Annotated in this window: 17 protein-coding genes; 6 read left to right on the top strand and 11 right to left on the bottom strand. The window is 60.7% G+C overall.

From position 1 onward, the window contains the following. Positions 1-3 precede the first annotated feature (3 nt). The 6 genes from ACUXVH_RS13955 to ACUXVH_RS13930 form a co-directional block, all read right to left on the bottom strand. The gene (locus ACUXVH_RS13955) at positions 4-2484 is read right to left on the bottom strand and encodes a fimbria/pilus outer membrane usher protein (protein WP_065363229.1); all 2481 of its coding nucleotides are present in this window, start codon (positions 2482-2484) and stop codon (positions 4-6) included. An 85-nt stretch (positions 2485-2569) separates the two neighbouring features. Beyond that, positions 2570-3319 (bottom strand): fimbrial biogenesis chaperone, encoded by a 750-nt coding sequence (locus ACUXVH_RS13950; protein WP_065363230.1) that lies wholly within the window; start codon positions 3317-3319, stop codon positions 2570-2572. Positions 3320-3391: 72 nt separating this feature from the next. Then, entirely contained in the window at positions 3392-3982 is a 591-nt protein-coding gene (locus ACUXVH_RS13945; RefSeq protein WP_065363231.1) for a fimbrial protein, read from the bottom strand. Positions 3983-4250: 268 nt separating this feature from the next. Beyond that, positions 4251-4421 (bottom strand): hypothetical protein, encoded by a 171-nt coding sequence (locus tag ACUXVH_RS13940; protein WP_019092833.1) that lies wholly within the window; start codon positions 4419-4421, stop codon positions 4251-4253. 21 nt (positions 4422-4442) lie between these two features. After that, positions 4443-7616: a hybrid sensor histidine kinase/response regulator gene (locus tag ACUXVH_RS13935; RefSeq protein ID WP_065363232.1), complete on the bottom strand. Its 3174-nt coding sequence runs from the start codon at positions 7614-7616 to the stop codon at positions 4443-4445. A gap of 68 nt (positions 7617-7684) precedes the next feature. Next, a complete protein-coding gene (locus ACUXVH_RS13930; RefSeq protein WP_255313400.1) occupies positions 7685-7936 on the bottom strand; it encodes a hypothetical protein in 252 nt (83 codons plus the stop codon). 299 nt (positions 7937-8235) lie between these two features. Between ACUXVH_RS13930 and ACUXVH_RS13925 the strand changes: the two genes are divergently transcribed. The 4 genes from ACUXVH_RS13925 to ACUXVH_RS13910 all read left to right on the top strand — a co-directional run bounded on the left by ACUXVH_RS13925 (position 8236) and on the right by ACUXVH_RS13910 (position 13001). Beyond that, positions 8236-8718, top strand: a complete 483-nt coding sequence (locus tag ACUXVH_RS13925) for a MarR family winged helix-turn-helix transcriptional regulator (protein ID WP_011062206.1) — start codon at positions 8236-8238, stop codon at positions 8716-8718. Continuing rightward, a complete protein-coding gene (locus ACUXVH_RS13920; protein ID WP_053159455.1) occupies positions 8708-10177 on the top strand; it encodes an efflux transporter outer membrane subunit in 1470 nt (489 codons plus the stop codon). Before ACUXVH_RS13925 ends, ACUXVH_RS13920 begins: the two co-directional genes overlap by 11 nt. A 14-nt stretch (positions 10178-10191) precedes the next feature. Then, positions 10192-11394, top strand: coding sequence for an HlyD family secretion protein (locus ACUXVH_RS13915; protein ID WP_011062204.1), 1203 nt, complete (start codon positions 10192-10194; stop codon positions 11392-11394). A 77-nt stretch (positions 11395-11471) separates the two neighbouring features. Then, positions 11472-13001: a DHA2 family efflux MFS transporter permease subunit gene (locus ACUXVH_RS13910; RefSeq protein ID WP_065363234.1), complete on the top strand. Its 1530-nt coding sequence runs from the start codon at positions 11472-11474 to the stop codon at positions 12999-13001. A gap of 194 nt (positions 13002-13195) precedes the next feature. Here ACUXVH_RS13910 and ACUXVH_RS13905 read toward each other — a convergent pair whose 3' ends face one another. Together ACUXVH_RS13905 and ACUXVH_RS13900 are read right to left on the bottom strand one after the other, a co-directional pair. Next, entirely contained in the window at positions 13196-13948 is a 753-nt protein-coding gene (locus tag ACUXVH_RS13905; RefSeq protein ID WP_011062202.1) for a UDP-2,3-diacylglucosamine diphosphatase, read from the bottom strand. Continuing rightward, positions 13945-14448 (bottom strand): peptidylprolyl isomerase, encoded by a 504-nt coding sequence (locus ACUXVH_RS13900; RefSeq protein ID WP_011062201.1) that lies wholly within the window; start codon positions 14446-14448, stop codon positions 13945-13947. The genes ACUXVH_RS13905 and ACUXVH_RS13900 overlap by 4 nt, the downstream gene beginning before the upstream one ends. Positions 14449-14718: 270 nt before the next feature. Between ACUXVH_RS13900 and ACUXVH_RS13895 the strand changes: the two genes are divergently transcribed. Both ACUXVH_RS13895 and cysS read left to right on the top strand, forming a co-directional pair. Then, positions 14719-16419 carry a glutamine--tRNA ligase/YqeY domain fusion protein gene (locus ACUXVH_RS13895; protein ID WP_065363235.1) on the top strand — a complete coding sequence of 567 codons (1701 nt, stop codon included), beginning with the start codon at positions 14719-14721 and terminating at the stop codon, positions 16417-16419. Between the two features lie 18 nt (positions 16420-16437). After that, positions 16438-17820, top strand: a complete 1383-nt coding sequence (gene cysS, locus ACUXVH_RS13890; protein WP_053159449.1) for a cysteine--tRNA ligase — start codon at positions 16438-16440, stop codon at positions 17818-17820. A 68-nt stretch (positions 17821-17888) separates the two neighbouring features. Here the strand turns inward: cysS and ACUXVH_RS13885 are convergent, their stop codons facing one another. From ACUXVH_RS13885 to nuoN, 3 genes are all read right to left on the bottom strand, one after another. Next, on the bottom strand, positions 17889-18206 hold the full coding sequence (locus ACUXVH_RS13885) for a helix-turn-helix domain-containing protein (RefSeq protein WP_011062198.1): 318 nt from the start codon (positions 18204-18206) through the stop codon (positions 17889-17891). Beyond that, complete coding sequence (locus ACUXVH_RS13880; RefSeq protein WP_053152689.1) at positions 18193-18543, bottom strand: hypothetical protein; 351 nt, start codon at positions 18541-18543, stop codon at positions 18193-18195. The genes ACUXVH_RS13885 and ACUXVH_RS13880 overlap by 14 nt, the downstream gene beginning before the upstream one ends. Before the next feature lie 237 nt (positions 18544-18780). Beyond that, the gene (gene nuoN / locus ACUXVH_RS13875; RefSeq protein WP_011062196.1) at positions 18781-20244 is read right to left on the bottom strand and encodes an NADH-quinone oxidoreductase subunit NuoN; all 1464 of its coding nucleotides are present in this window, start codon (positions 20242-20244) and stop codon (positions 18781-18783) included. Positions 20245-20246 lie beyond the last annotated feature (2 nt).

Genomic DNA, 20246 nt, shown 5'->3' with positions numbered 1-20246 from the left:
GAATCAGGGGCGGCACACCAGTGTCGCCCGCTCGTAGTTCAGCGCGGTGTTGCGTTCGGGCAACGCATAAGGCGCTTCACAGCGCTGGCCCTGCCAGTTGATGGTCAGGGTACCGGCGTCGGCTTCAACCAGCGCCAGAGCCTTGCCACCAGGGTCAGAGATCGCCAACTGTTTGCCGGCGCTGTCTTCGAGCGACGCGCCAAACGGAATCGGCTGGTGTCGAGCGTCGAACAGCGCGAACTGCACTCGCCGTCCGGTCTTGCTGGTGTAACGCGCCAGCACCACGGCACCACGACGTGGCACCACTTGCCGGGTCGCGCTGTCGATCTCGATATCGGCGCCCAGGTCTCGAGTGTCGAGGTTGATCCAGTTCACGCGATAGGGCTGTGCATTGGGGACCACGGCGAAGCCGTTGCTGCCGGTCCTGGCTCCGGAGAAGCTGCCGATTTTCACCCCTTCCACGCCTTCGACCTGCGCCAGCGCGAACGTCTCGCCCACGGTCTGTCCCAGGTTGATCCCGCCGCCATGGCCGACGATCGAGCCTGACAGGTTAAGGTTTTGCGAGTTGTAGCCGCGCCCCTGGCTGTAGCCGGCACTGATATCCATTACCGAGGTGCGGGTGCTGAGGTTGACCGAGCCGGAGCTGCCGCCAGTGCTGCTGTTGCCGGCTTGCACCGAGTAATAGGTGTCGCTGTCTTGCGACAGATAGCCGTTGATGCCCATTTGCGTGGTGTCGCCGGACTTCTGCGTGCTGGCCGAGACGAAGGCGCGGGGTGCACGAGGCTTGGAGCCCAGCGGGAACGATACGGACAGGTTCACCAGCGTGTCATTGTTCGCCGGCCCGTAGTTGCCGACATCCTTGGAGTAGGTGGCGCCGAGGTTGTAGCTCACATCGCCCCAATAGTTGCTGTAACCCGCCGACAGGCTTTGCGAACCACCGCGTCCCCAGTAACGCTGGTCGCTGGCGTTGATGTAGATGCTGCCGTATCGCTGGTTTCGGCCCAGGCTCTGGTTGACGGTCAGGTCGGTACGGGTTTTCGAGTTGCCGATACGCTTCTGGCCGTCGTTGCTCAGTTCCTCGACGTGCTCGGTGAGGGTGCGATAGCCCTCGGTCGAGTAGCGATAGGCGGCGAGGGTAAAGTTGGTGTCGGTGCCGGTGAATGTCTTCGCATACAGGGCGCGCAGGCTGTTGCCGGTGATGGTTGCGCCGAAAGTGCTGCTCATGGAGTGGGTCAAGTCCAGTGAGACGGCACCGATCGTTGTATTGCGGCCAGCTCCGACGGACAGCGCCTTGAAGTTTTCCGAGGCCTGCACCCCGATGATCCCGGACAAGTTACTGCTGATGCCGTACGCCAGGGTGCTGCTGACAAATTGCGGTGACTTCTGGTCATCGCTGTTGCTGTTGTACTGGCCGGCCGAGACGCTGTACTTCAACTGGCCCTCACGGACCATGATCGGCAGGCTGGAAAATGCCTGCACCGTCACCCGGCGGCGGCCATCGGCTTCGATAATCGTCACTTCCAGGTCGCCGTTGGAGCCGCTGGGGTAGATATCGCTGATCTCGAATGGCCCCGGCGGCACGTTGGCGGTGTAGAGAAGGTAGCTGTCCTGGCGGATCTCCACGGTGGCGCTGGACTGCGCAATGCCGCGAATGATTGGCGCATAACCGCGCTCGCTGTCGGCACGCATGCCGTCGTCGGACGCCAGTTTCAGGCCGCGATAGCGCACGCTGTCGAACAGGTCGGCATCTGAAAAGATATCCCCGGCGCTGAACTGGCCTTTCAGGGCAGTCACGTCATGTTGCAGATAGCTGCGGTTACTTTTGAATGTACTAGGGCGGCCTGTGCTGCTGCTGAAGTTCGATTCGTTACGCAAGCGCCAGGCGCCGAGGTTGATGCCGTTGCGCAGGCCGACGTTGTTGGACAGGGTACTTTCACCCCGAGTGCCGTTGCGGCTGCTGCTCAATTGATAGTTGATGAACGCGGCGGGAACGCCTTCGTCCCACAGGGCCGGGTCGACATAACCACGTCGGCCACGCGCCATGGCGCTTTGCGGGACACTGACCATCAAGCGCAGGCGGGGCACGTCGTAACGCACGCTGGCGTGATCGATCAAGGCGGGCAGGTCCAGGCAGGTGTCGGGATCATCGCTGCCCAGTTTGCCGCTGGCCTGCAGCTTGCCGATGTCGACCCCCAATTGCTGCACCATCTCCAGAGTCAGGCAGGCCTCGATCTTGTTCGTGCCGGGAGAACGACGAAAATCGATGTCGCGGCGCCCGACCAGCGTCTCGTTGCCGTACAGGTCCACCCGATAGATGCCGGGCAGTACGCGGCTGCTGGCGAGCAGTGATTGCAGATCGACAGAAGACGTTGCGCCTTGCAGAAACGAGGTATTGAAATGTTCTTCGTCATCGGCAAGGCAGGTGCAGCTGAAAACCAGGGCAATCGAAAACGGCGCCCATCCGTCGCGCTTGAGTAAAAACATTCAGGAACCCTATATCACCTCCGATACGAACTAACGGAGCGAAGAGAAATACAGTGGAAGTGCAGCCGTCACAGCGGCACGTAAGTTATGGGGTTTGTTTATTCAAACTGGCTCGGGTATCAGCACTGTTGGAAAGTTGCGCGCCATAACGATCTTGTGCGCCATAGTCATTAATACTGCTGAATGAAAGGTGGGCTGTATTGGGGGTGTGAAGTTGTTTAAGGGGGAAGCTTTTTTGTTCGCCGGGGGCAATCATCATCGAATCGAAGGGGTGTTCACTGATGGTGCCGGATTGAAGTGTGATATTTGCAATCGACACGTGATACCGGCCTGGGTTATTCACCACCAACAAGCTCTTGCCGGCTTGTTCTGTCAGGCGCCAGGTCAGTTCGCTCGGTGCCAGATAGGCGTTGTTTTTCAGGCCTGCCGGGCGGAAGAACACCTTGATGCGCTGGCGCACGGCCAGTTGCAACGTGTTCTCGGATTTTGCCGCTTTAGGGATCTCTTGCACATTGAGCCACACCACCGACTCGCGGTCGGTTGGCATGCCCGCACCTTCGTAGATCACCCGCAATATTTGCTGCTCGTCGCCGCTGACGCGCACCAGGGGCGGCGTCACAGCAAAGGGTACGGCTGCGGTTTCGCTGGAGTCGGTGTCGATCCACGACTGGATCAACACATCTTCACCGCTGTTACGCACGGTGATTCCGGCCTCCTTGTGCTGGCCGTCGAAAATCAGACGGGTGCTGCTCAAGGAAATTCCGGCCATGGCCTGATTGACCGCGAACAGGCCCAGCAGGCCTGCACAAAAGGACAGTGAGTGACGATAAAGCATGAGGGCTACCGCGCAAGTGAATGAGGATGCAGGGCCGAAAGGCCCCGCACCAGGCTTGTGTGTTCGCGCGGGTTATTCGTATTGCAGCGTGAACGGCAGGGTGGCGTCGCCACGACCGGCAACAGCTAGTTTCGGATCGACGGTGGTTACGTAAGCTGCGGAGAATTTGAGGGTTGCGTTGCTGTCTTGCAGAGTGTTTTCGATTTTTGCGGTGCTCGGCGAGCTGAGGTCGATCACGGCGCCATTGGAATCAAGCAGCGCAATGCCGACACCTTTCGCAGCCCCCAGGCCATCGATTAGGCGCAGCACCTTGGTGCCGGGTTCAATGCCCGAACCTGCGCCCTTGGTTGGTTCGAAGATCATCGCGACCTTGGTTCCGGCGTTGCAGTTGATCTTCATGTCGAAGTTCTCGGCGCTCAGGGTGCCGTTGCCTTTAGGTGCAGTGGCGGTGCCCATGTCCTTGATCGAAACTTCGCCCATGGCGACTGAAATGGTCTTGTTGTTTCCGGCGCCTTCGACCGAACAGGCATCGTTGTTGATGGTACCGGTGAAGTTGATAGTGCCGCTGCCAGCCTTGGTTGGTGTAACCGGATCGGCTGCCAGAGCATTTCCGGTAGCGGCAATGATTGAAAGGGCGAGAAGTGCGCGAGTTAGCTTTTTCATGTTGTTTTCCAATGGTTAGGTTTAAAACAACAACACGATATAACGCGAATTTTTGGTGGTACATCAGACGATTCCTAGAAGTTGATTGCAACTGGAATGTAGTTGTCTGTTAGTTTGAGTTGGTTGTTGTGTATGGTAATTCAAGTTTTTATAGTTGCTGTTGACTTCAAGTTTGCTCGTGACGAACATCTTTTGAATGCTTGTTATCTTTGCGCTCTCAAGTCAGTCGTCTCTGACTCCCTCTCCCGGAATAAATAAACGCACTATTTTATTTTCCTTTAGCAACAGGTGAGTAAAGCGCTGTCAGCACCAGCACGTTGGGGAGGTGCCGCGTCAGGTATTCCATCAGTGCGAAAGCATTGGCCACGCTCAACCCGCTCTCGTACCCCACCGGGACGATGGGGTGGTCATCGGCAATGGCAACCTTGAGGGTTTCCATGGCTGATTATCCGCGTTGAAATTATTCAAGGTTGCCCAGCAAGTCTTTCAATCGAGCCAGATTCTGGCGTACCTCCAGGTCCAGGGCGTGGGTCAAGCTCAGGCCGTTCAGGCGGCACTCCAGCTCGACGAAGGTTGTGGCCAGTTCTTCGAGCTGTACCGCACCCAATGCACCGGCCATGCTGTGCAGCTGTTGCGCCACGCGATGGGCATCGGCGTTGTCCAATGCCGTCAGCGTGGTCTGCATGTCCTGGCGCAGCGTCGTGACAAAGAGTTCGCGCATTTTCGGTGACAGCTTTAGAGGGGCAACGCTGGTCGCCGGCAGGGCGATTTTGCAATGTCTTTCCAGGTGCGCGCGCAGGGTGGCGAGGTTCAGTGGCTTGACCATCCAGGCGTTCATGCCGACGTCGGCGCAGCGCTCGCCTTCTTCGCGCAAGGCGTTGGCGGTGACGCCGATAATCGGCAGCGTCTGATCCTGAAGCCGTAACGCCGTGGCCAATTGGTAGCCGTTCATGACCGGCATGTTGACGTCGGTCAGCAGCAGATCGAAGCGTCCGGGCGACCACTGCGCCAGGGCCAGCTCGCCATTGGCCGCGACGACCACCGAGCAGCCCAGCACTTCCAGTTGCTCCTTGATGATCGCCGAGTTGATCACATTGTCTTCCGCCACCAGCACTTGCAGATTCAACTGCCGGGGCTTTTCCGGCGACGAAGGTTGGCTGTCGGTGCTGACGCCGTGCTGGGCCTGGTAAATCGCCCAGGCGATCGCGCGGACATCATGGGCGTCGACTTCTCGGTCGGTACCGCGCAATTGCGCAGGGTTGGGGCCATCCGCCCTGGCGACGACCTTCGGACCGGGCCAGGCCGCGGTATCGGCCAGGGGGGAAAGCTCTACCAGCAGTGCCGATGGCACCGGTGTATCGGGCCTCAGCGGGCGGCAGTCGAGGCCAAAACGGTTGAGCCAGGCGATCAGGTGTTGTGCCTGCTCAGTGACTTGCGCACGCACATAGACGGTGCTGCTGCCGGGGTTGAACACAGGGCAACCGGCCAGCTCACCGGGTGCGTGTTCCAGTGCGAGTTGAAGGGTGAAACTGCTGCCGAGCCCGGGCTCGCTGACTAGGTTCAACTGGCCCTCCATCAACTCGCACAGCCATTTGCAAATGGCCAGTCCCAATCCGGCACCGGCCTGTTCAGTGGCATCGTTGACTTGATAGAAAGGGTCGAACAGTTGTTGCTGTTGCGCCAGGGAAATTCCTCCTCCCGAATCGCTGACCTGCCACTGCACGTGGGCGCGGCCATCGTCGCTTTCCAGCAACTGAACCCGCAGCACTACGCGACCGTTATCGGTGAACTTGATGGCGTTGCTCAGCAGGTTGTTGAGGATCTGGCGAATCCGTATCGGGTCGCCGCGCAACCGGTCCGGCAGCGCCGGGTCGATGCAGGCATAGAGCAGCAGGCCCTTGGATCGGGCGGAGGCGCTGTAGGTGCGCACGGTGTCTTCGGTCAGTTGCAGCGGGCAGAAATCCTGAAGTTCGAGGGTCATCTGTCCGGCTTCGATTTTCGACACATCCAGCACATCGCTGATCAGTTGGAACAACGTGGCGGAGGAGCGCTGGATGGTGTGCAGGTAATCCTGCTGGCGCGGGGCGAGCGAGGTCAGGCCGAGCAGCTCCAGAGTTCCCAGCACGCCGTACAGGGGAGTGCGGATCTCGTGGCTCATGGTAGCGAGGAAGCGGCTCTTGGCCTGGTTTGCCGAGTCGGCGGCCTGGCGCGCTTCTTCCAGCGCCGCCGCATCTTCGACATGCCGGGTCACGTCATGCAACGCACATAACCAGGCGTCCTGGCCCTGATAGCGGGTGGGCACAAAGGCGACGTGCAGGTGGCGCCCATTGATTTCAAGATCGGCGTGACCGGGGCCCGTAAGGGGTGTGAGCAAGCTCATCAACCGGCCGTTATCGTGCCATTGCTGGGCGCGCTGGTTTTCCAGTAGGACGTGGTGATCGCTGCGGCGAATCACGCACAGGCCGGTCGGCGCCGTATCGATCACCGTGCGGCTGAACGCCTCGCTTTCGGCGATGCTGGCGTGCGCCCTCTGCGCGGGCAGGATGACCCGGGCCTGGTACCAGCGATTGACCGCCCGACTGCAACCGAGTAGCGCAAGCGCCAGAGCAACCAGGCACAGCAATGGCCACAGCGCGTAGTCGAGGAAACTGCGCAGGCTGATGACGTAGATCGCCGTCCAGTGTTGCTCCCCGGGGCTGCTCAGTTTGAACACCAGGCCGTCGCGGTTGAAATTCACCCCTTCATCCAGCACCTGGCCGGGTTTCAGAGCACCGGTCAATACCACGCCACGGGGGGTGATCAAGGTGAAGTCATCGTAGATCGACCACTGCATCAGCCGTTCGATGTTGTTGACCTGGGACAGGTTCATCAGCGAACCCAGTACCACCCAGGTATCGGCGCCCTCGACGGTCAATGCGGTTTTCGCCAGGTTGATACTCACGTAAGCCAGCAGGGTGGGCGCGCTCTTGTCGTCCTCGGAAGAGACATAGGGTTCCCAGCGCACCTGAAGATCTGGCGATGGCGAGTTGTGCCCGCGCAGGCGTTTGTTCACCTGGGTCATCACATCGACCAGATGGCCCGTCTGCATCGGTAACTGCCCCGTACCGCGCAAACGCCCGACGGAGGGTACGGCCAGGTCAAAATTGTCGGGGCCATTGATCAGGACAACCTGCGGAGACTGATAGTGCGAGGCCGACCAGAACGCGCTGTAATAGGCCGCCAGATGGGTACCCAGCGCAAAGATTTTCGGGTATTGGCTGGGGGCAATCCTGTCCGTATTGATCTTCAAGCTATAGGGCAGCGAAAACGGCAGGCCGCGGCCTTCGTAAATGTTCGGCCCTTCATCGGGCAGGAGTTTTTTTGAGTAGGGCGGCAACATGGCATTGGGCAGCCGTTCGCCCTTGGCGCTTTCCCGGGCAATATCCTGCAGGAACACTTCCTGTTCGTGGACATTCTCCATCAGCCGGGCAAAGTGAAATTGCAAGGTTTCGCGCCGCTCTTCGATCATGCGCGTCACCCCCACATAGCTGATGCCCAGCAACAGCAGCACCAGGGCGCCGAGCACCAGCAGGCTCTTGTTCAGGCGCGATGAACTGCTGGCGAGTTTCTCCAGAAAGGCGTTGGGATGTGGCATTAGAGGGCCTGGGCAGCAGTGATGGGAGAGCCGTTGGACACAGTGACCTCGATGGCAAGTGACGGGTATCAACACCCGCCTGCCAATCCGTACGCGTTTGCCGGCCCGTCATGGGACAGCAACTGCCGGAATTGATCCGAAGACATGGCGTGAAAGATCAGGAAATCCTGAATCTGAGTGCAGTCGATTTTATGCAACAGATCAAGTTCTTGCGCGGTCTCCAAGCTTCCCGCCATCACCGGTAGACCCGACGGGTGACCGAGCCGGGCAATGCAGGTTGGCGCCTGGGCCAGTTCCTCGTTGGCGTTGCAGTCGTGCACCTGTATGCGCTCCATCTTCAATTCGCTGAAGGAGGGTGATACCGGGGGCACGTGCGAGCCATAGCCTTTGTCGAAGTCATCGTGGAATAGGCCAACCCCGATGATTCACAGGCAGCAGGCAGAGGGATGGAAACGATCCGTCGCCAGCAGGTTGGCGATGACGCACGCCTGTTCAGCATAAAGACCCAGTCCATTGGTCAACTAATTACAAAGCAACCTAACTATTGCGTTGACATTCGCTGCCTAGGCAGTAACATCTCGACATATATTCACTGCCTAGGCAGTTATTAGGTGAGCACATGAAGCATTTCACCCCGGACGAATTCAAAACCTGCCATCTCGGCCTGTTGCTGGGCCGCGCCGCATTGCTCAAGGACCGGATCATCGACACCCACATGGAACCCCACGGCATCACTGCCGCGCAGTTCAAAGTGTTGATCATCATGGCCCAGTTCGGCGTCGATACCCCGGCCGAGCTGTGCCGGCACCTGTCGCTGGACAGCGGTTCGATGACACGCATGCTCGATCGTCTGGAGCAGAAAGGTTTCCTGGCTCGCCAACGCAGCGAAGGTGATCGCCGCCAAGTGCAACTGACCCTGACCGAACAGGGCCAGCAGTTGACGGATCGGCTGCCGCAGATCGGCGCCGACGCGATGAATGAACTGGCTGGCGCGATCTCCCCGGACGAGTTGAAGACCCTGGAATACATCCTCAAGAAAATCCTGCTGGCCGCCGGTGACCCGATCACCATCCAGCGCTTAGGTGAACACAATGAGCAGTAAAACCTTGCGCAGCAGCCTGACGCTGGTGCTGTCGGCGATGATCCTTGCCGGATGCGCCAATTACAGCGGCCTCGATACCCAAGGCAAAAATCTCGACGCGAAAAGCCTGAAGGCCGGCCAATCCCTCAACGGTGTGACCCTGTCGCCTGCGGCATGGCCGAAAAGCGACTGGTGGACCAGCCTTGGCGATCCACAGCTCGACGGTCTGATCCGCGAAGCCCTGCGCGACAGTCCGGACATGCAGATCGCCGCCGCCCGCGCCCATCAGGCCAGCGCCGCCGCGTATGCCGCCGATGCCGAACGCTATCCGACCCTCGACGCCAGCGCCGGCATCAGCCGTTCGCGCCTGGCCAAGGATCAGGATCCGCTGGGGCAGGGCGATGCCTACGCCACCGTGCGTAACATCAGCGCCGGCTTCAATTACAACTTCGACCTGTGGGGCGGCCAGCGTGATGCCTGGGAAGCCGCACTCGGCCAGGCTCGTGCTGCTGAAGTCGACCGTCAGGCCGCGCAATTGACCCTCGCCGCCGATGTGGCCCGGGCCTACAGCGATCTGGGGCAGGCGCACATCGTCTATGACCTGGCCAGCGACGACCTCAAGCGCACCAGGCAAATGCTCGATCTGAGCCAGCGTCGCTTGAGCGCCGGGATCGACAGCCAGTACCAGTTCCAGCAAACCCAGAGCCTGGAAGCCAGTTCCGAAGCCAGCCTGATCGACGCCGAAAAACGCCTGAGCAGTGCGAAAATCGCCCTGGCCGTGCTGCTCGGCAAAGGCCCGGATCGCGGCAGTGAAATCGCCCGGCCCAAAGTATTGCAAGCCAGCGCCGTGGCAGTGCCCTCGGTTCTTCCGGCAGAGCTGCTTGGCCGCCGCCCGGACCTGGTCGCCGCCCGCTGGCGTGTAGAGGCCGCGAGCAAAGACATCGATTCGGCGAAAACCCGCTTCTATCCCAACCTGAACCTTACGGCGTCCGCCGGTGCCGAATCCTTGTTGGGTGACGCAATGTTTGGTTCGGCCAGTCGCTTCTTCAGCATCGCCCCGACCATTTCGCTACCCATCTTCGATGGCGGGCGCCTGCGCGCCAACCTCGATTCACGTGACGCCGATTACGATCTGGCGGTGGCGCAGTACAACAAAAGCCTGGTGAAAGCGCTGGGTGATGTCAGCGACACGATCAACCAGTTGCGTGACATCGGCCGGCAAATCGGCGCGCAACAGCACGCCACCGATATTGCTCAGGATTCCTATAACACCGTGGTCCAGCGTTACGGTTCCGGCATCGGCAACTACCTGGACGTGCTCAGCATCGAGCAGCAACTGCTGCAGGCCCAACGTCAGTTGGCCAACCTCAATGCCGAGCAGATCGATCTGTCGATTCAACTGATGCAAGCGCTGGGCGGGGGCTTTCAGGGCGAGACCCTGAGCGCAGCCAACGCCATTCCAGCCACGCCGCACAACTAATTCAGGTATTTGTCATGGCCACTGCCGAAAACACCCAAGCTCAAGACAACTCGCAAGACACCGGCAATCCGCGCAAGCGCAAAGTGATGCTGCTGGTGCTGGCCATTGTTGTAGCCCTCACCGGTGCTGGTGTCTGGGCTTATCACGAATTCATCGGGCGCTGGAATGAGAGCACCGATGACGCCTACGTCAACGGCAACGTCGTTGAAATCACTCCGCTGGTGACCGGTACCGTGGTCAGCATCGGCGCCGACGATGGTGACCTGGTCCACGAAGGTCAGGTGCTGATCAACTTCGACCCCAACGATGCAGAAGTCGGTCTGCAAAGTGCCCAGGCGAAACTGGCGCGTACCGTGCGTCAGGTTCGCGGCCTGTACAGCAATGTCGACGGCATGAAAGCCCAGGTCAACGCGCAACAGGCCGAAGTGCAGAAGGCTCAGGACAACTTCAACCGCCGGAAAAACCTTGCCGCTGGCGGCGCGATTTCCCAGGAAGAACTGTCCCACGCCCGCGACGACCTGACCTCGGCGCAAAACGCCCTGGCCAACGCCAAGCAGCAGTTGAAAACCACCAGTGCGCTGGTCGATGACACCGTGGTCTCGTCGCACCCGGACGTGATGTCGGCGGCTGCGGATCTGCGCCAGGCCTACCTGACCAATGCGCGCAGCACCCTGATCGCGCCGGTCACCGGTTACGTTGCCAAACGCACCGTGCAGCTCGGCCAGCGAGTGCAACCGGGTACGGCGTTGATGGCGGTGATCCCGCTGGATCAACTGTGGATCGATGCCAACTTCAAGGAAACCCAACTGCGTGACATGCGCATCGGCCAGCCCGTGGACATCGAGTCCGACATCTACGGCAGCAGCGTGAAATACAGTGGCACCGTCGACAGCCTCGGCGCCGGCACCGGCAGCGCGTTTGCTCTGTTGCCCGCGCAAAACGCCACCGGCAACTGGATCAAGATCGTGCAGCGTGTGCCGGTGCGGATTCACATCAATGCCGAAGAGCTGGCCAAGCACCCACTGCGGGTTGGGCTGTCGACCAATGTTGAAGTGAACCTGCATGACCAGAGCGGCCCGGTACTGGCGCAGCAACCGCAGCAAAAGGCCTCGTTCAGCACCAACGTCTACGACCGGCAGTTGGCCGAAGCCGACGCGATGATCGCTCAGCTGATCCATGACAACAGCGCTGTGGTCAGCAAAACCGCGCAACGCTGATTCGCCACTGACCCTGTGGGTGCGAGCATGCTCGCCCCACAGGGGCGCAGCGCCACCCCGGTTCCAAAGGATTCGCGATGAGCAATAACGCTTCTTTCACGCCGCCCAGCCTGTTGCTCAGCACCATCGGCCTGTCGCTGGCGACCTTCATGCAGGTGCTCGACACCACCATCGCCAACGTGGCGTTGCCGACGATTTCCGGCAACCTTGGTGTGAGTTCGGAGCAGGGCACGTGGGTGATTACCTCGTTCGCCGTGAGCAATGCGATTGCGTTGCCGCTGACCGGCTGGCTCAGCCGGCGCTTTGGCGAGGTAAAACTGTTTCTCTGGGCGACGATGCTGTTTGTGCTGGCCTCGTTTCTCTGCGGCATCTCGACCTCGATGCCTGAGCTGATCGGCTTTCGTGTGCTGCAAGGCCTGGTGGCCGGGCCGTTGTACCCGATGACGCAAACCCTGTTGATCGCCGTTTATCCACCCGCCAGGCGCGGCATGGCCCTGGCATTGCTCGCAATGGTCACGGTAGTGGCGCCGATTGCTGGTCCCATTCTTGGCGGCTGGATCACCGACAGCTACAGCTGGCCGTGGATTTTCTTCATCAACGTTCCGATCGGCATTTTTGCGGTAATGGTGGTGCGTTCGCAGCTGGCCAAGCGCCCGGTGGTCACCAGCCGTCAGCCGATGGACTACGTCGGGCTGATTTCGCTGGTCATTGGCGTCGGCGCGTTGCAGGTGATCCTCGACAAGGGCAATGACCTGGACTGGTTCGAGTCGAACTTCATCATCATCGGTGCGGCGATTTCGGTGATCGCGCTGGCGGTGTTCATCATCTGGGAAATGACCGACCAGCATCCGGTGGTCAACCTGCGGCTGTTCGCGCACCGCAACTTCCGCATTGGCACGATAGTGCTGGTGCTGGGCTACGCCGGGTTCTTCGGTATTAACCTGATCCTGCCGCAATGGTTGCAGACCCAGATGGGCTACACCGCGACATGGGCGGGGCTGGCGGTGGCACCGATCGGCATCCTGCCGGTGCTGTTGTCACCCTTTGTCGGCAAGTACGCGAACAAGTTCGACCTGCGCCTGCTGGCCGGGCTGGCATTCCTGGCCATTGGCCTGAGCTGCTTCATGCGTGCCGGTTTCACCAATGAAGTGGACTTCCAGCACATCGCCCTGGTGCAACTGTTCATGGGCATCGGCGTGGCGCTGTTCTTCATGCCGACCCTGAGCATCCTGATGTCCGACCTGCCACCGCACCAGATCGCCGACGGCGCTGGCCTGGCAACCTTCCTGCGGACTCTGGGGGGCAGTTTTGCGGCGTCGCTGACCACCTGGATCTGGATTCGCCGGGCAGACCAGCATCACGCTTACATGAGCGAAAGCATGAGCATCTTCGATTCGGTCACCCGGGATGCGCTGAACAATCTCGGAGGCGCGAGCACCAAGGCTTACGCGCAGCTGGATCAAGTCCTGACCAGCCAGGCATACATGCTCTCGACCGTGGACTACTTCACCTTGCTGGGCTGGGGCTTCATGGGCCTGATTCTGCTGGTCTGGCTGGCCAAGCCGCCATTCGCTGCCAAGGCCGGCCCAGCCGCGGCGGGGCATTGATGCCCTTCGTCGCAGGCGCAGGCGTCCGAAAGGGCCATGCAAGGCTTGCTGGCCCCTTCGCCGGCAAGCCGGCTCCTACGGTAGGGCATTTGTTGTAGGAGCGGGCTTGCCAGGGAAGGCGCCCGACAGGGCCATGCAAGGCTTGCTGTTCCCTTCGCCGGCAAGCCGGCTCCTGCGGCAGCGAGGGCGTCCGTTCAGGGCGAACCGGGCAGCGCCAGTTGCGTCGGTACGAAATCGAACGCCGCCAGTTGGAAACCCTGCTCATCCACCTGCAGCGCCCAGCCCTGACGGTCCCAGTCCCCCAGCACAATGCGCTTGGCGGCTTGTTCGCCGATCTGCAGCTTGTGGATCGCCGGGCGATGGGTGTGGCCGTGAACCAGGGTGCGCACCCCGTGTTCCTGCATGACCTGCGGTACCTGGTCCGGGGTCACATCGACAATGTCGTTGGCCTTCATGCGGGTCTGGGCCCGGCTTTCGTTGCGCAGCTTGCGCGCCAGCTTGCGCCGGGTGCCCAGGGGCAGGTGGCGCAGAATCCACAGGCTCAGTGGGTTGCGCAGGTAGCGGCGCATACGCATGTAGGCTTCGTCACGGGTGCACAGGCTGTCACCGTGCATCAGCAATACCGGCTCGCCGTAGAAGTCGACGACGCTGGGATCCTTGAGCAGGGTGGCACCGGCCGCCTTGCAGAAGGCCTTGCCGAGCATGAAGTCGCGATTGCCATGCATCAGGAAGATCTGCGTGCCGCTGTCGCTGAGCTCGCGCAATGCCTGGCAAATGGAAAGCTGGTAGGGGGTCATGGCATCGTCGCCGATCCATACCTCGAAAAAGTCCCCGAGGATGTACAGCGCCTCGGCGGCGCGGGCGCGCCCACCGAGTAATTCCAGAAACGCCCGGGTGATGTCCGGGCGCTCCTCTTCCAGATGCAGATCTGAAATCAGCAGTATCACTCAATGATCTCGGCTTTCTCGATGATCACGTCGTCTGCGGGTACGTCCTGGTGGCCGGACTTCATGGTGGTGGCCACGCCCTTGATCTTGTCGACCACCTCGGTGCCGGCGATCACTTTGCCGAATACGGCGTAGCCCCAGCCCTGCACGGTCTTGCCGCTGTGGTTGAGGAAGCTGTTGTCGGCAACGTTGATGAAGAACTGCGCGGAAGCCGAATGCGGCTCCATGGTGCGGGCCATGGCAACGGTGTACTTGTCGTTGGAAAGGCCGTTGTCAGCTTCGTTCTGGATGCTTGGACGCTTGTCTTTCTTTTCTTTCATGCCAGGTTCGAAGCCGCCGCCCTGGATCATGAAGTTACCGATGACGCGGTGAAAAACGGTGTTTTCATAGTGACCGGCTTTCACGTATTCGACGAAGTTGGCCACGGTCAACGGGGCTTTCTCGGCGTTCAGTTCCAGCACGATCTCGCCGTGGTTGGTGGTCAGTTTGACTTGGGTCATGGTCGGTACTCTTTATAAGGAGAAGCGTTTTCAAGAAAATCCTGGGTATCGGGACGCGCGGGCAACCCGGACCGGTTTGGCCATCTTGTGGCCAAGGAGCGCAGTTTAGCGTGACAGCCACGAATTTCGAGGCTGTTTTTTCACCGGCCTGCCATTAATAGCCGCAGTTTTAAAGCTGCGCTCTGTCAGGTACTTGACAGCATCGGCTATGATATCCGTTTTGATTTGTCAGGCCGCACCCGGCCACGCACTTGTACGTTCAAGGATCCTATGAGCAAGCCCACTGTCGACCCTACCTCGAATTCCAAGACTGGACCGGCCGTACCGGTCAACTTCCTGCGCCCGATCATCCAGGCGGACCTGGACTCGGGTAAGCACACACAGATCGTGACCCGCTTCCCTCCGGAGCCCAATGGTTACCTGCACATCGGTCACGCCAAGTCGATCTGCGTGAACTTCGGTCTGGCCCAGGAATTCGGTGGTGTCACCCACCTGCGCTTCGACGACACCAACCCGGCCAAGGAAGACCAGGAATACATCGACGCCATTGAAAGCGACATCAAGTGGCTGGGCTTTGAGTGGTCCGGTGAAGTGCGTTATGCCTCGCAGTACTTCGACCAGTTGCACGACTGGGCCGTGGAACTGATCAAGGCAGGCAAGGCTTATGTCTGCGACCTGACTCCCGAGCAAGCCAAGGAATACCGCGGCAGCCTCACCGAGCCAGGCAAGAACAGCCCGTTCCGCGAACGTTCGGTGGAAGAGAACCTGGACTGGTTCGCCCGCATGCGCGCTGGCGAGTTCCCGGATGGTGCCCGCGTGCTGCGGGCCAAGATCGACATGGCCTCGCCGAACATGAACCTGCGCGACCCGATCATGTACCGGATCCGTCACGCTCACCACCACCAGACCGGTGACAAGTGGTGCATCTACCCCAACTACGACTTCACCCACGGCCAGTCGGATGCCATCGAAGGCATCACCCACTCGATCTGCACCCTGGAGTTCGAAAGCCACCGTCCGCTGTACGAGTGGTTCCTCGAGCACCTGCCGGTGCCCGCGCACCCGCGTCAGTACGAGTTCAGCCGCCTGAACCTGAACTACACCATCACCAGCAAGCGCAAGCTCAAGCAACTGGTGGATGAGAAGCACGTCAATGGCTGGGACGATCCGCGCATGTCGACCCTGTCGGGCTTTCGTCGTCGTGGCTACACGCCGGCGTCGATCCGCAACTTCTGCGAGATGGTTGGCACCAACCGCTCCGACGGCGTGGTCGACTACGGCATGCTGGAATTCAGCATCCGCCAGGATCTGGACCAGAACGCACCCCGCGCCATGTGCGTGCTGCGTCCGTTGAAAGTCGTGATCACCAACTACCCGGAAGGCCAGGTCGAGAATCTCGAACTGCCGCGTCACCCTCAGAAAGAAGCGCTGGGCGTGCGCCAGCTGCCGTTCGCCCGTGAAATCTACATCGACCGTGACGACTTCATGGAAGAGCCGCCCAAAGGCTACAAGCGCCTGGAGCCTAACGGCGAAGTGCGCCTGCGTGGCAGCTACGTGATCCGTGCCGATGAAGCGATCAAGGACGCCGAGGGCAATATCGTCGAGCTGCGTTGCTCCTACGATCCGGATACCCTGGGCAAGAACCCTGAAGGCCGCAAGGTCAAGGGCGTGGTCCACTGGGTGCCGGCTGCCGCCAGCGTCGAGTGCGAAGTGCGTTTGTACGATCGTCTGTTCCGTTCTCCGAACCCGGAGAAGGCCGAGGACAGCGCGAGTTTCCTGGACAACATCAACCCTGACTCCCTGCAAGTGCTCACTGGTTGTCGTGCCGAACCCTCGCTGGGCAACGCACAGCCGGAAGACCGTTTCCAGTTCGAGCGCGAAGGCTACTTCTGCGCGGATATCAAGGACTCGAAACCAGGCGCTCCGGTATTCAACCGTACTGTGACCCTGCGCGACTCCTGGGGTCAGTGATTCAGTCAAGGAACTAACGTGCTAACGATCTACAACACGCTCACCAAGAGCAAAGAAGTCTTCAAGCCGCTGGATGGCAACAAGGTGCGCATGTACGTGTGCGGCATGACCGTGTACGACTACTGCCACCTGGGGCACGGCCGCAGCATGGTGGCCTTCGACCTGATTACCCGCTGGCTGCGTTTCAGCGGGTATGACTTGACCTATGTGCGCAACATCACGGATATCGACGACAAAATCATCAATCGTGCCAATGAGAACGGCGAGGCCTTCGAGGCCCTGACCGAGCGCATGATCGCGGCGATGCACGAGGACGAGGCGCGGCTGAACATCAAGAAGCCGGACATGGAACCGCGCGCCACCGACCATATCCCCGGCATGCACGCGATGATCCAGACCCTGATCGACAAGGGCTACGCCTACGCTCCGGGCAATGGCGACGTGTACTACCGCGTCGGCAAGTTCATGGGCTACGGCAAGCTGTCGCGCAAGAAGATCGAAGACCTGCGCATCGGCGCGCGGATCGAAGTCGACGAGTCGAAACAGGACCCGCTGGACTTCGTCCTGTGGAAAGCCGCCAAGCCGGGTGAGCCGAGCTGGCCATCGCCTTGGGGTGACGGTCGTCCGGGCTGGCACATCGAGTGCTCGGTGATGTCCACCTGCTGCCTGGGCGAGACCTTCGACATTCATGGCGGCGGCAGCGACCTGGAGTTCCCGCACCACGAGAACGAGATCGCCCAGAGCGAGGCGGCTACCGGCAAGACCTACGCCAACGCCTGGATGCACTGCGGCATGATCCGCATCAATGGCGAGAAGATGTCCAAGTCCTTGAATAACTTCTTCACCATTCGCGACGTGCTCGACAAGTACCATCCGGAAGTGGTGCGTTACCTGCTGGTGGCCAGCCACTACCGCAGCGCCATCAACTACTCGGAAGACAACCTCAAGGACGCCAAGGGCGCCCTGGAGCGTTTCTACCATGCACTCAAGGGCCTGCCGAAAGTGGCGCCGGCCGGTGGCGAAGCCTTCGTCGAGCGTTTCACCCAGGTGATGAACGACGACTTCGGTACTCCGGAAGCCTGTGCCGTGCTGTTCGAGATGGTGCGCGAGATCAACCGCCTGCGTGAGAGCGATATCGATGCGGCGGCCGGTCTGGCAGCCCGCTTGAAGGAACTGGCCAGTGTGCTGGGCGTGCTGCAACTGGAGGCCGACGACTTCCTGCAGGCCGGTGCCGAAGGTCGGGTCGATGCGGCAGAAGTCGAGGCGCTGATCCAGGCCCGCCTGGCGGCCCGTGCCAACAAGGATTGGGCAGAGTCCGATCGGATCCGCGACCAGATCACCGCCATGGGCGTGATCCTGGAAGACGGCAAGGGCGGTACGACCTGGCGCCTGGCTGACTGAGCCTGCGTTCGCTGCAACAAGAAACCCGCCTGGTGCGGGTTTTTTGTTGCCCTTCGAACAGTGCAGGATCAGGCCAGCGAGGCGAGGCGCTCCACTGTATCGGGGTAGCGCTCCACCAGGCGTATCAAGGTCGTGGCCTGGGCGTTGGGTATGGCGCGGCCCTGTTCCCAGTTCTCCAGGGTGCGGGTGTTGGTGCGCAGGTACATGGCGAACACCGAGCGCGAGAGGTTGAGTTGCTGGCGGATGTTCATCACCTCGGCGGCGGTGATGGGCGGCAGCTTTTCGAGCTTCACTTTATGGCTGCGTAGGGTGATCTTGCCCTGGCGTTCCTGGGTGAGGGCGTCGATGCCTTCTACCAGTTCGGAAAAGATGTCACGTTTGGTCATGTCGTCTGGCCTCGATTTCACGTTCCAGCAGTTGTTTGAGCTGTTGTCGCTGCTGCGGTAGCAGGTCGTCCATCTGCTCCTTGTCGAACAGGGTGAAGAGCCAGAACTGTGCTCCTCCGGACCACCAGTAATAAATCACCCTCAGCCCGCCACGCCTGCCCTTGTTGCGTCGCTCATCGATGAAACGCATCTTGCGCAAGCCGCCAGTGCCCTGAATCAGAACACCCGCGTGCGGGTGACGCAGCAACTCGATCTGCAGTTCGCAGAACAACTCGTCGTCAAGGAAGCCTTTTCGGTATCGCGCAAATGCCGGTAGTTCAATAAACAGAGCATTCATTTCATACGCTTCCTGCGTATAGACTGGATGACGCTGCAGCTTTGGTCAAGGCCCGCTGAGCGCCGCGTTTGATCTGGCAACAGTCTATGTCTGCGGCAGTGGGCTGAATGTCGGACCGGGCCGACGTGACAGGAAGGGCGATTCCGAGTTTCGCTGGGAAGAGGGGAGGGCAGGGCCCTGAAATGCAAAACGGCACCCGAAGGTGCCGTTCTGTTTGTTGCGTTGAAACCTAAGCGATCAACCCGCCAGGCCGGAGTGCTGGACCAGGGTCAGCAGCGGCTGTGGGTATACGCCGAGGAAGAACGCCAGGAGCGCGATGGCCAGCAGCATGACGCCACCGGCTTTCTGTTCCCAGTGCAGTTGGGCATCGACGCGACGCAGGTTAGGTTCGATCAGGTACAGGGTGACCATCACTCGCAGGTAGTAGAAGACGCCGATGGCGCTGCCCATGACCAGGGAACCGACCAGCCACCATTGGTGCGCTTCGACACCGGTAGCGATGATGTAGAACTTGCCGATGAAGCCTGCGGTCAGCGGGATACCGGCCAGGGACAGCATCATCACGGTGAGGACGGCGGTCAGGTACGGACGGCGCCAGAACAGGCCGCGGTACTCGTACAGTGCGTCGGCGTCACGGCCCTTGTACGGCGAGGACATCAGGGTGATCACGCCGAAGGCGCCCAGGCTGGTGATCACGTAGGTGACCAGGTACACGCCGATGGCTTCCATGGCCAGGCCCTTGCTGGCCACCAGGGCGATCAGCAGGTAACCGAAGTGGGCGATGGAGGAGTAACCCAGCAGACGCTTGAGGTTGCTCTGGGTCAGCGCCAACAGGTTGCCCACCAGGATCGAGGCAATGGCGATCACGGTCAGCACGTTGCTCAGGACACCGCTGCTGGCCACTGGCGAGAGCTGGAACAGACGCACCAGCACCGCGAACACCGCCACCTTGCTGGCGGTGGCCAGGAAGGCGGCGACCGGGGCCGGGGCGCCTTCGTAGACGTCCGGAGTCCACAGGTGGAACGGCACCAGCGACAACTTGAAGGCCAGGCCGATCAGCATCATGCCCAGGCCCAGTTGCGCCAGCGGGCTTGGCAGGCCGGTGGCGGCCAGGGCCTGGCCGATACCGCTGAAGCTCAGGCTGCCGGCTTCTGCGTAGAGCAGGGCCATGCCGAACAACAGGAAGCCCGAACCGGCTGCCGACAGCACCATGTACTTGATGCCGGCTTCCAGGGAGCGCTTGTTGAAGAAGGCATAGGCCACCAGGCCGTAGACCGGTACCGAGAGCAGTTCCAGGCCGATGAACAGGCCGGCTAGGTTCTGCGCGCTGACCAGTACCAGGCCACCAGCGGCGGCTAGCAGGATCAGCAGGTACAGCTCTTCACGGTTGCCCGGGTAACCGCTGCTGCCATCGCCCAGGTAGGCGTGGGCCAGGGTGACGCAGGCCAGGGTGGCCACCAGGATCAGGGCCATGTACAGGCAGGCGAACTGGTCGATCTGCAACAGCGGGGTGACCGCCAGCGGTGCCACTTTCAGCACCGGGAAGATCGACAGCAATGCCAGGTTCAGACCGGCCACCGACAGCAGGAAGGTCTGGGCGTGGTTGCGCCGCCAGGCGATCGCCAACATCACCACCACAAGGGTGGCGCTGGTGATCAGCAGCGGCGCCAGGGCTATAAAGTGTTGAATCGTAAAGTCCATAG

It is taken from the genome of Pseudomonas sp. 8(2025) (assembly GCF_052665325.1).
This window is presented reverse-complemented; position numbering and strand designations above follow the sequence as displayed.

Bases quoted from the DNA above. Each gene is read 5' to 3' on its own strand.
- ACUXVH_RS13920 (WP_053159455.1), top strand. From the start codon at position 8,708: ATGAGCAGTAAAACCTTGCGCAGCAGCCTGACGCTGGTGCTGTCGGCG.
- ACUXVH_RS13940 (WP_019092833.1), bottom strand. From the start codon at position 4,421: ATGGAAACCCTCAAGGTTGCCATTGCCGATGACCACCCCATCGTCCCG.
- ACUXVH_RS13900 (WP_011062201.1), bottom strand. From the start codon at position 14,448: ATGACCCAAGTCAAACTGACCACCAACCACGGCGAGATCGTGCTGGAA.
- ACUXVH_RS13935 (WP_065363232.1), bottom strand. From the start codon at position 7,616: ATGCCACATCCCAACGCCTTTCTGGAGAAACTCGCCAGCAGTTCATCG.
- nuoN (WP_011062196.1), bottom strand. From the start codon at position 20,244: ATGGACTTTACGATTCAACACTTTATAGCCCTGGCGCCGCTGCTGATC.
- ACUXVH_RS13945 (WP_065363231.1), bottom strand. From the start codon at position 3,982: ATGAAAAAGCTAACTCGCGCACTTCTCGCCCTTTCAATCATTGCCGCT.
- ACUXVH_RS13925 (WP_011062206.1), top strand. From the start codon at position 8,236: ATGAAGCATTTCACCCCGGACGAATTCAAAACCTGCCATCTCGGCCTG.
- ACUXVH_RS13885 (WP_011062198.1), bottom strand. From the start codon at position 18,206: ATGACCAAACGTGACATCTTTTCCGAACTGGTAGAAGGCATCGACGCC.
- ACUXVH_RS13950 (WP_065363230.1), bottom strand. From the start codon at position 3,319: ATGCTTTATCGTCACTCACTGTCCTTTTGTGCAGGCCTGCTGGGCCTG.
- ACUXVH_RS13955 (WP_065363229.1), bottom strand. From the start codon at position 2,484: ATGTTTTTACTCAAGCGCGACGGATGGGCGCCGTTTTCGATTGCCCTG.
- ACUXVH_RS13910 (WP_065363234.1), top strand. From the start codon at position 11,472: ATGAGCAATAACGCTTCTTTCACGCCGCCCAGCCTGTTGCTCAGCACC.
- ACUXVH_RS13895 (WP_065363235.1), top strand. From the start codon at position 14,719: ATGAGCAAGCCCACTGTCGACCCTACCTCGAATTCCAAGACTGGACCG.
- ACUXVH_RS13880 (WP_053152689.1), bottom strand. From the start codon at position 18,543: ATGAATGCTCTGTTTATTGAACTACCGGCATTTGCGCGATACCGAAAA.
- ACUXVH_RS13915 (WP_011062204.1), top strand. From the start codon at position 10,192: ATGGCCACTGCCGAAAACACCCAAGCTCAAGACAACTCGCAAGACACC.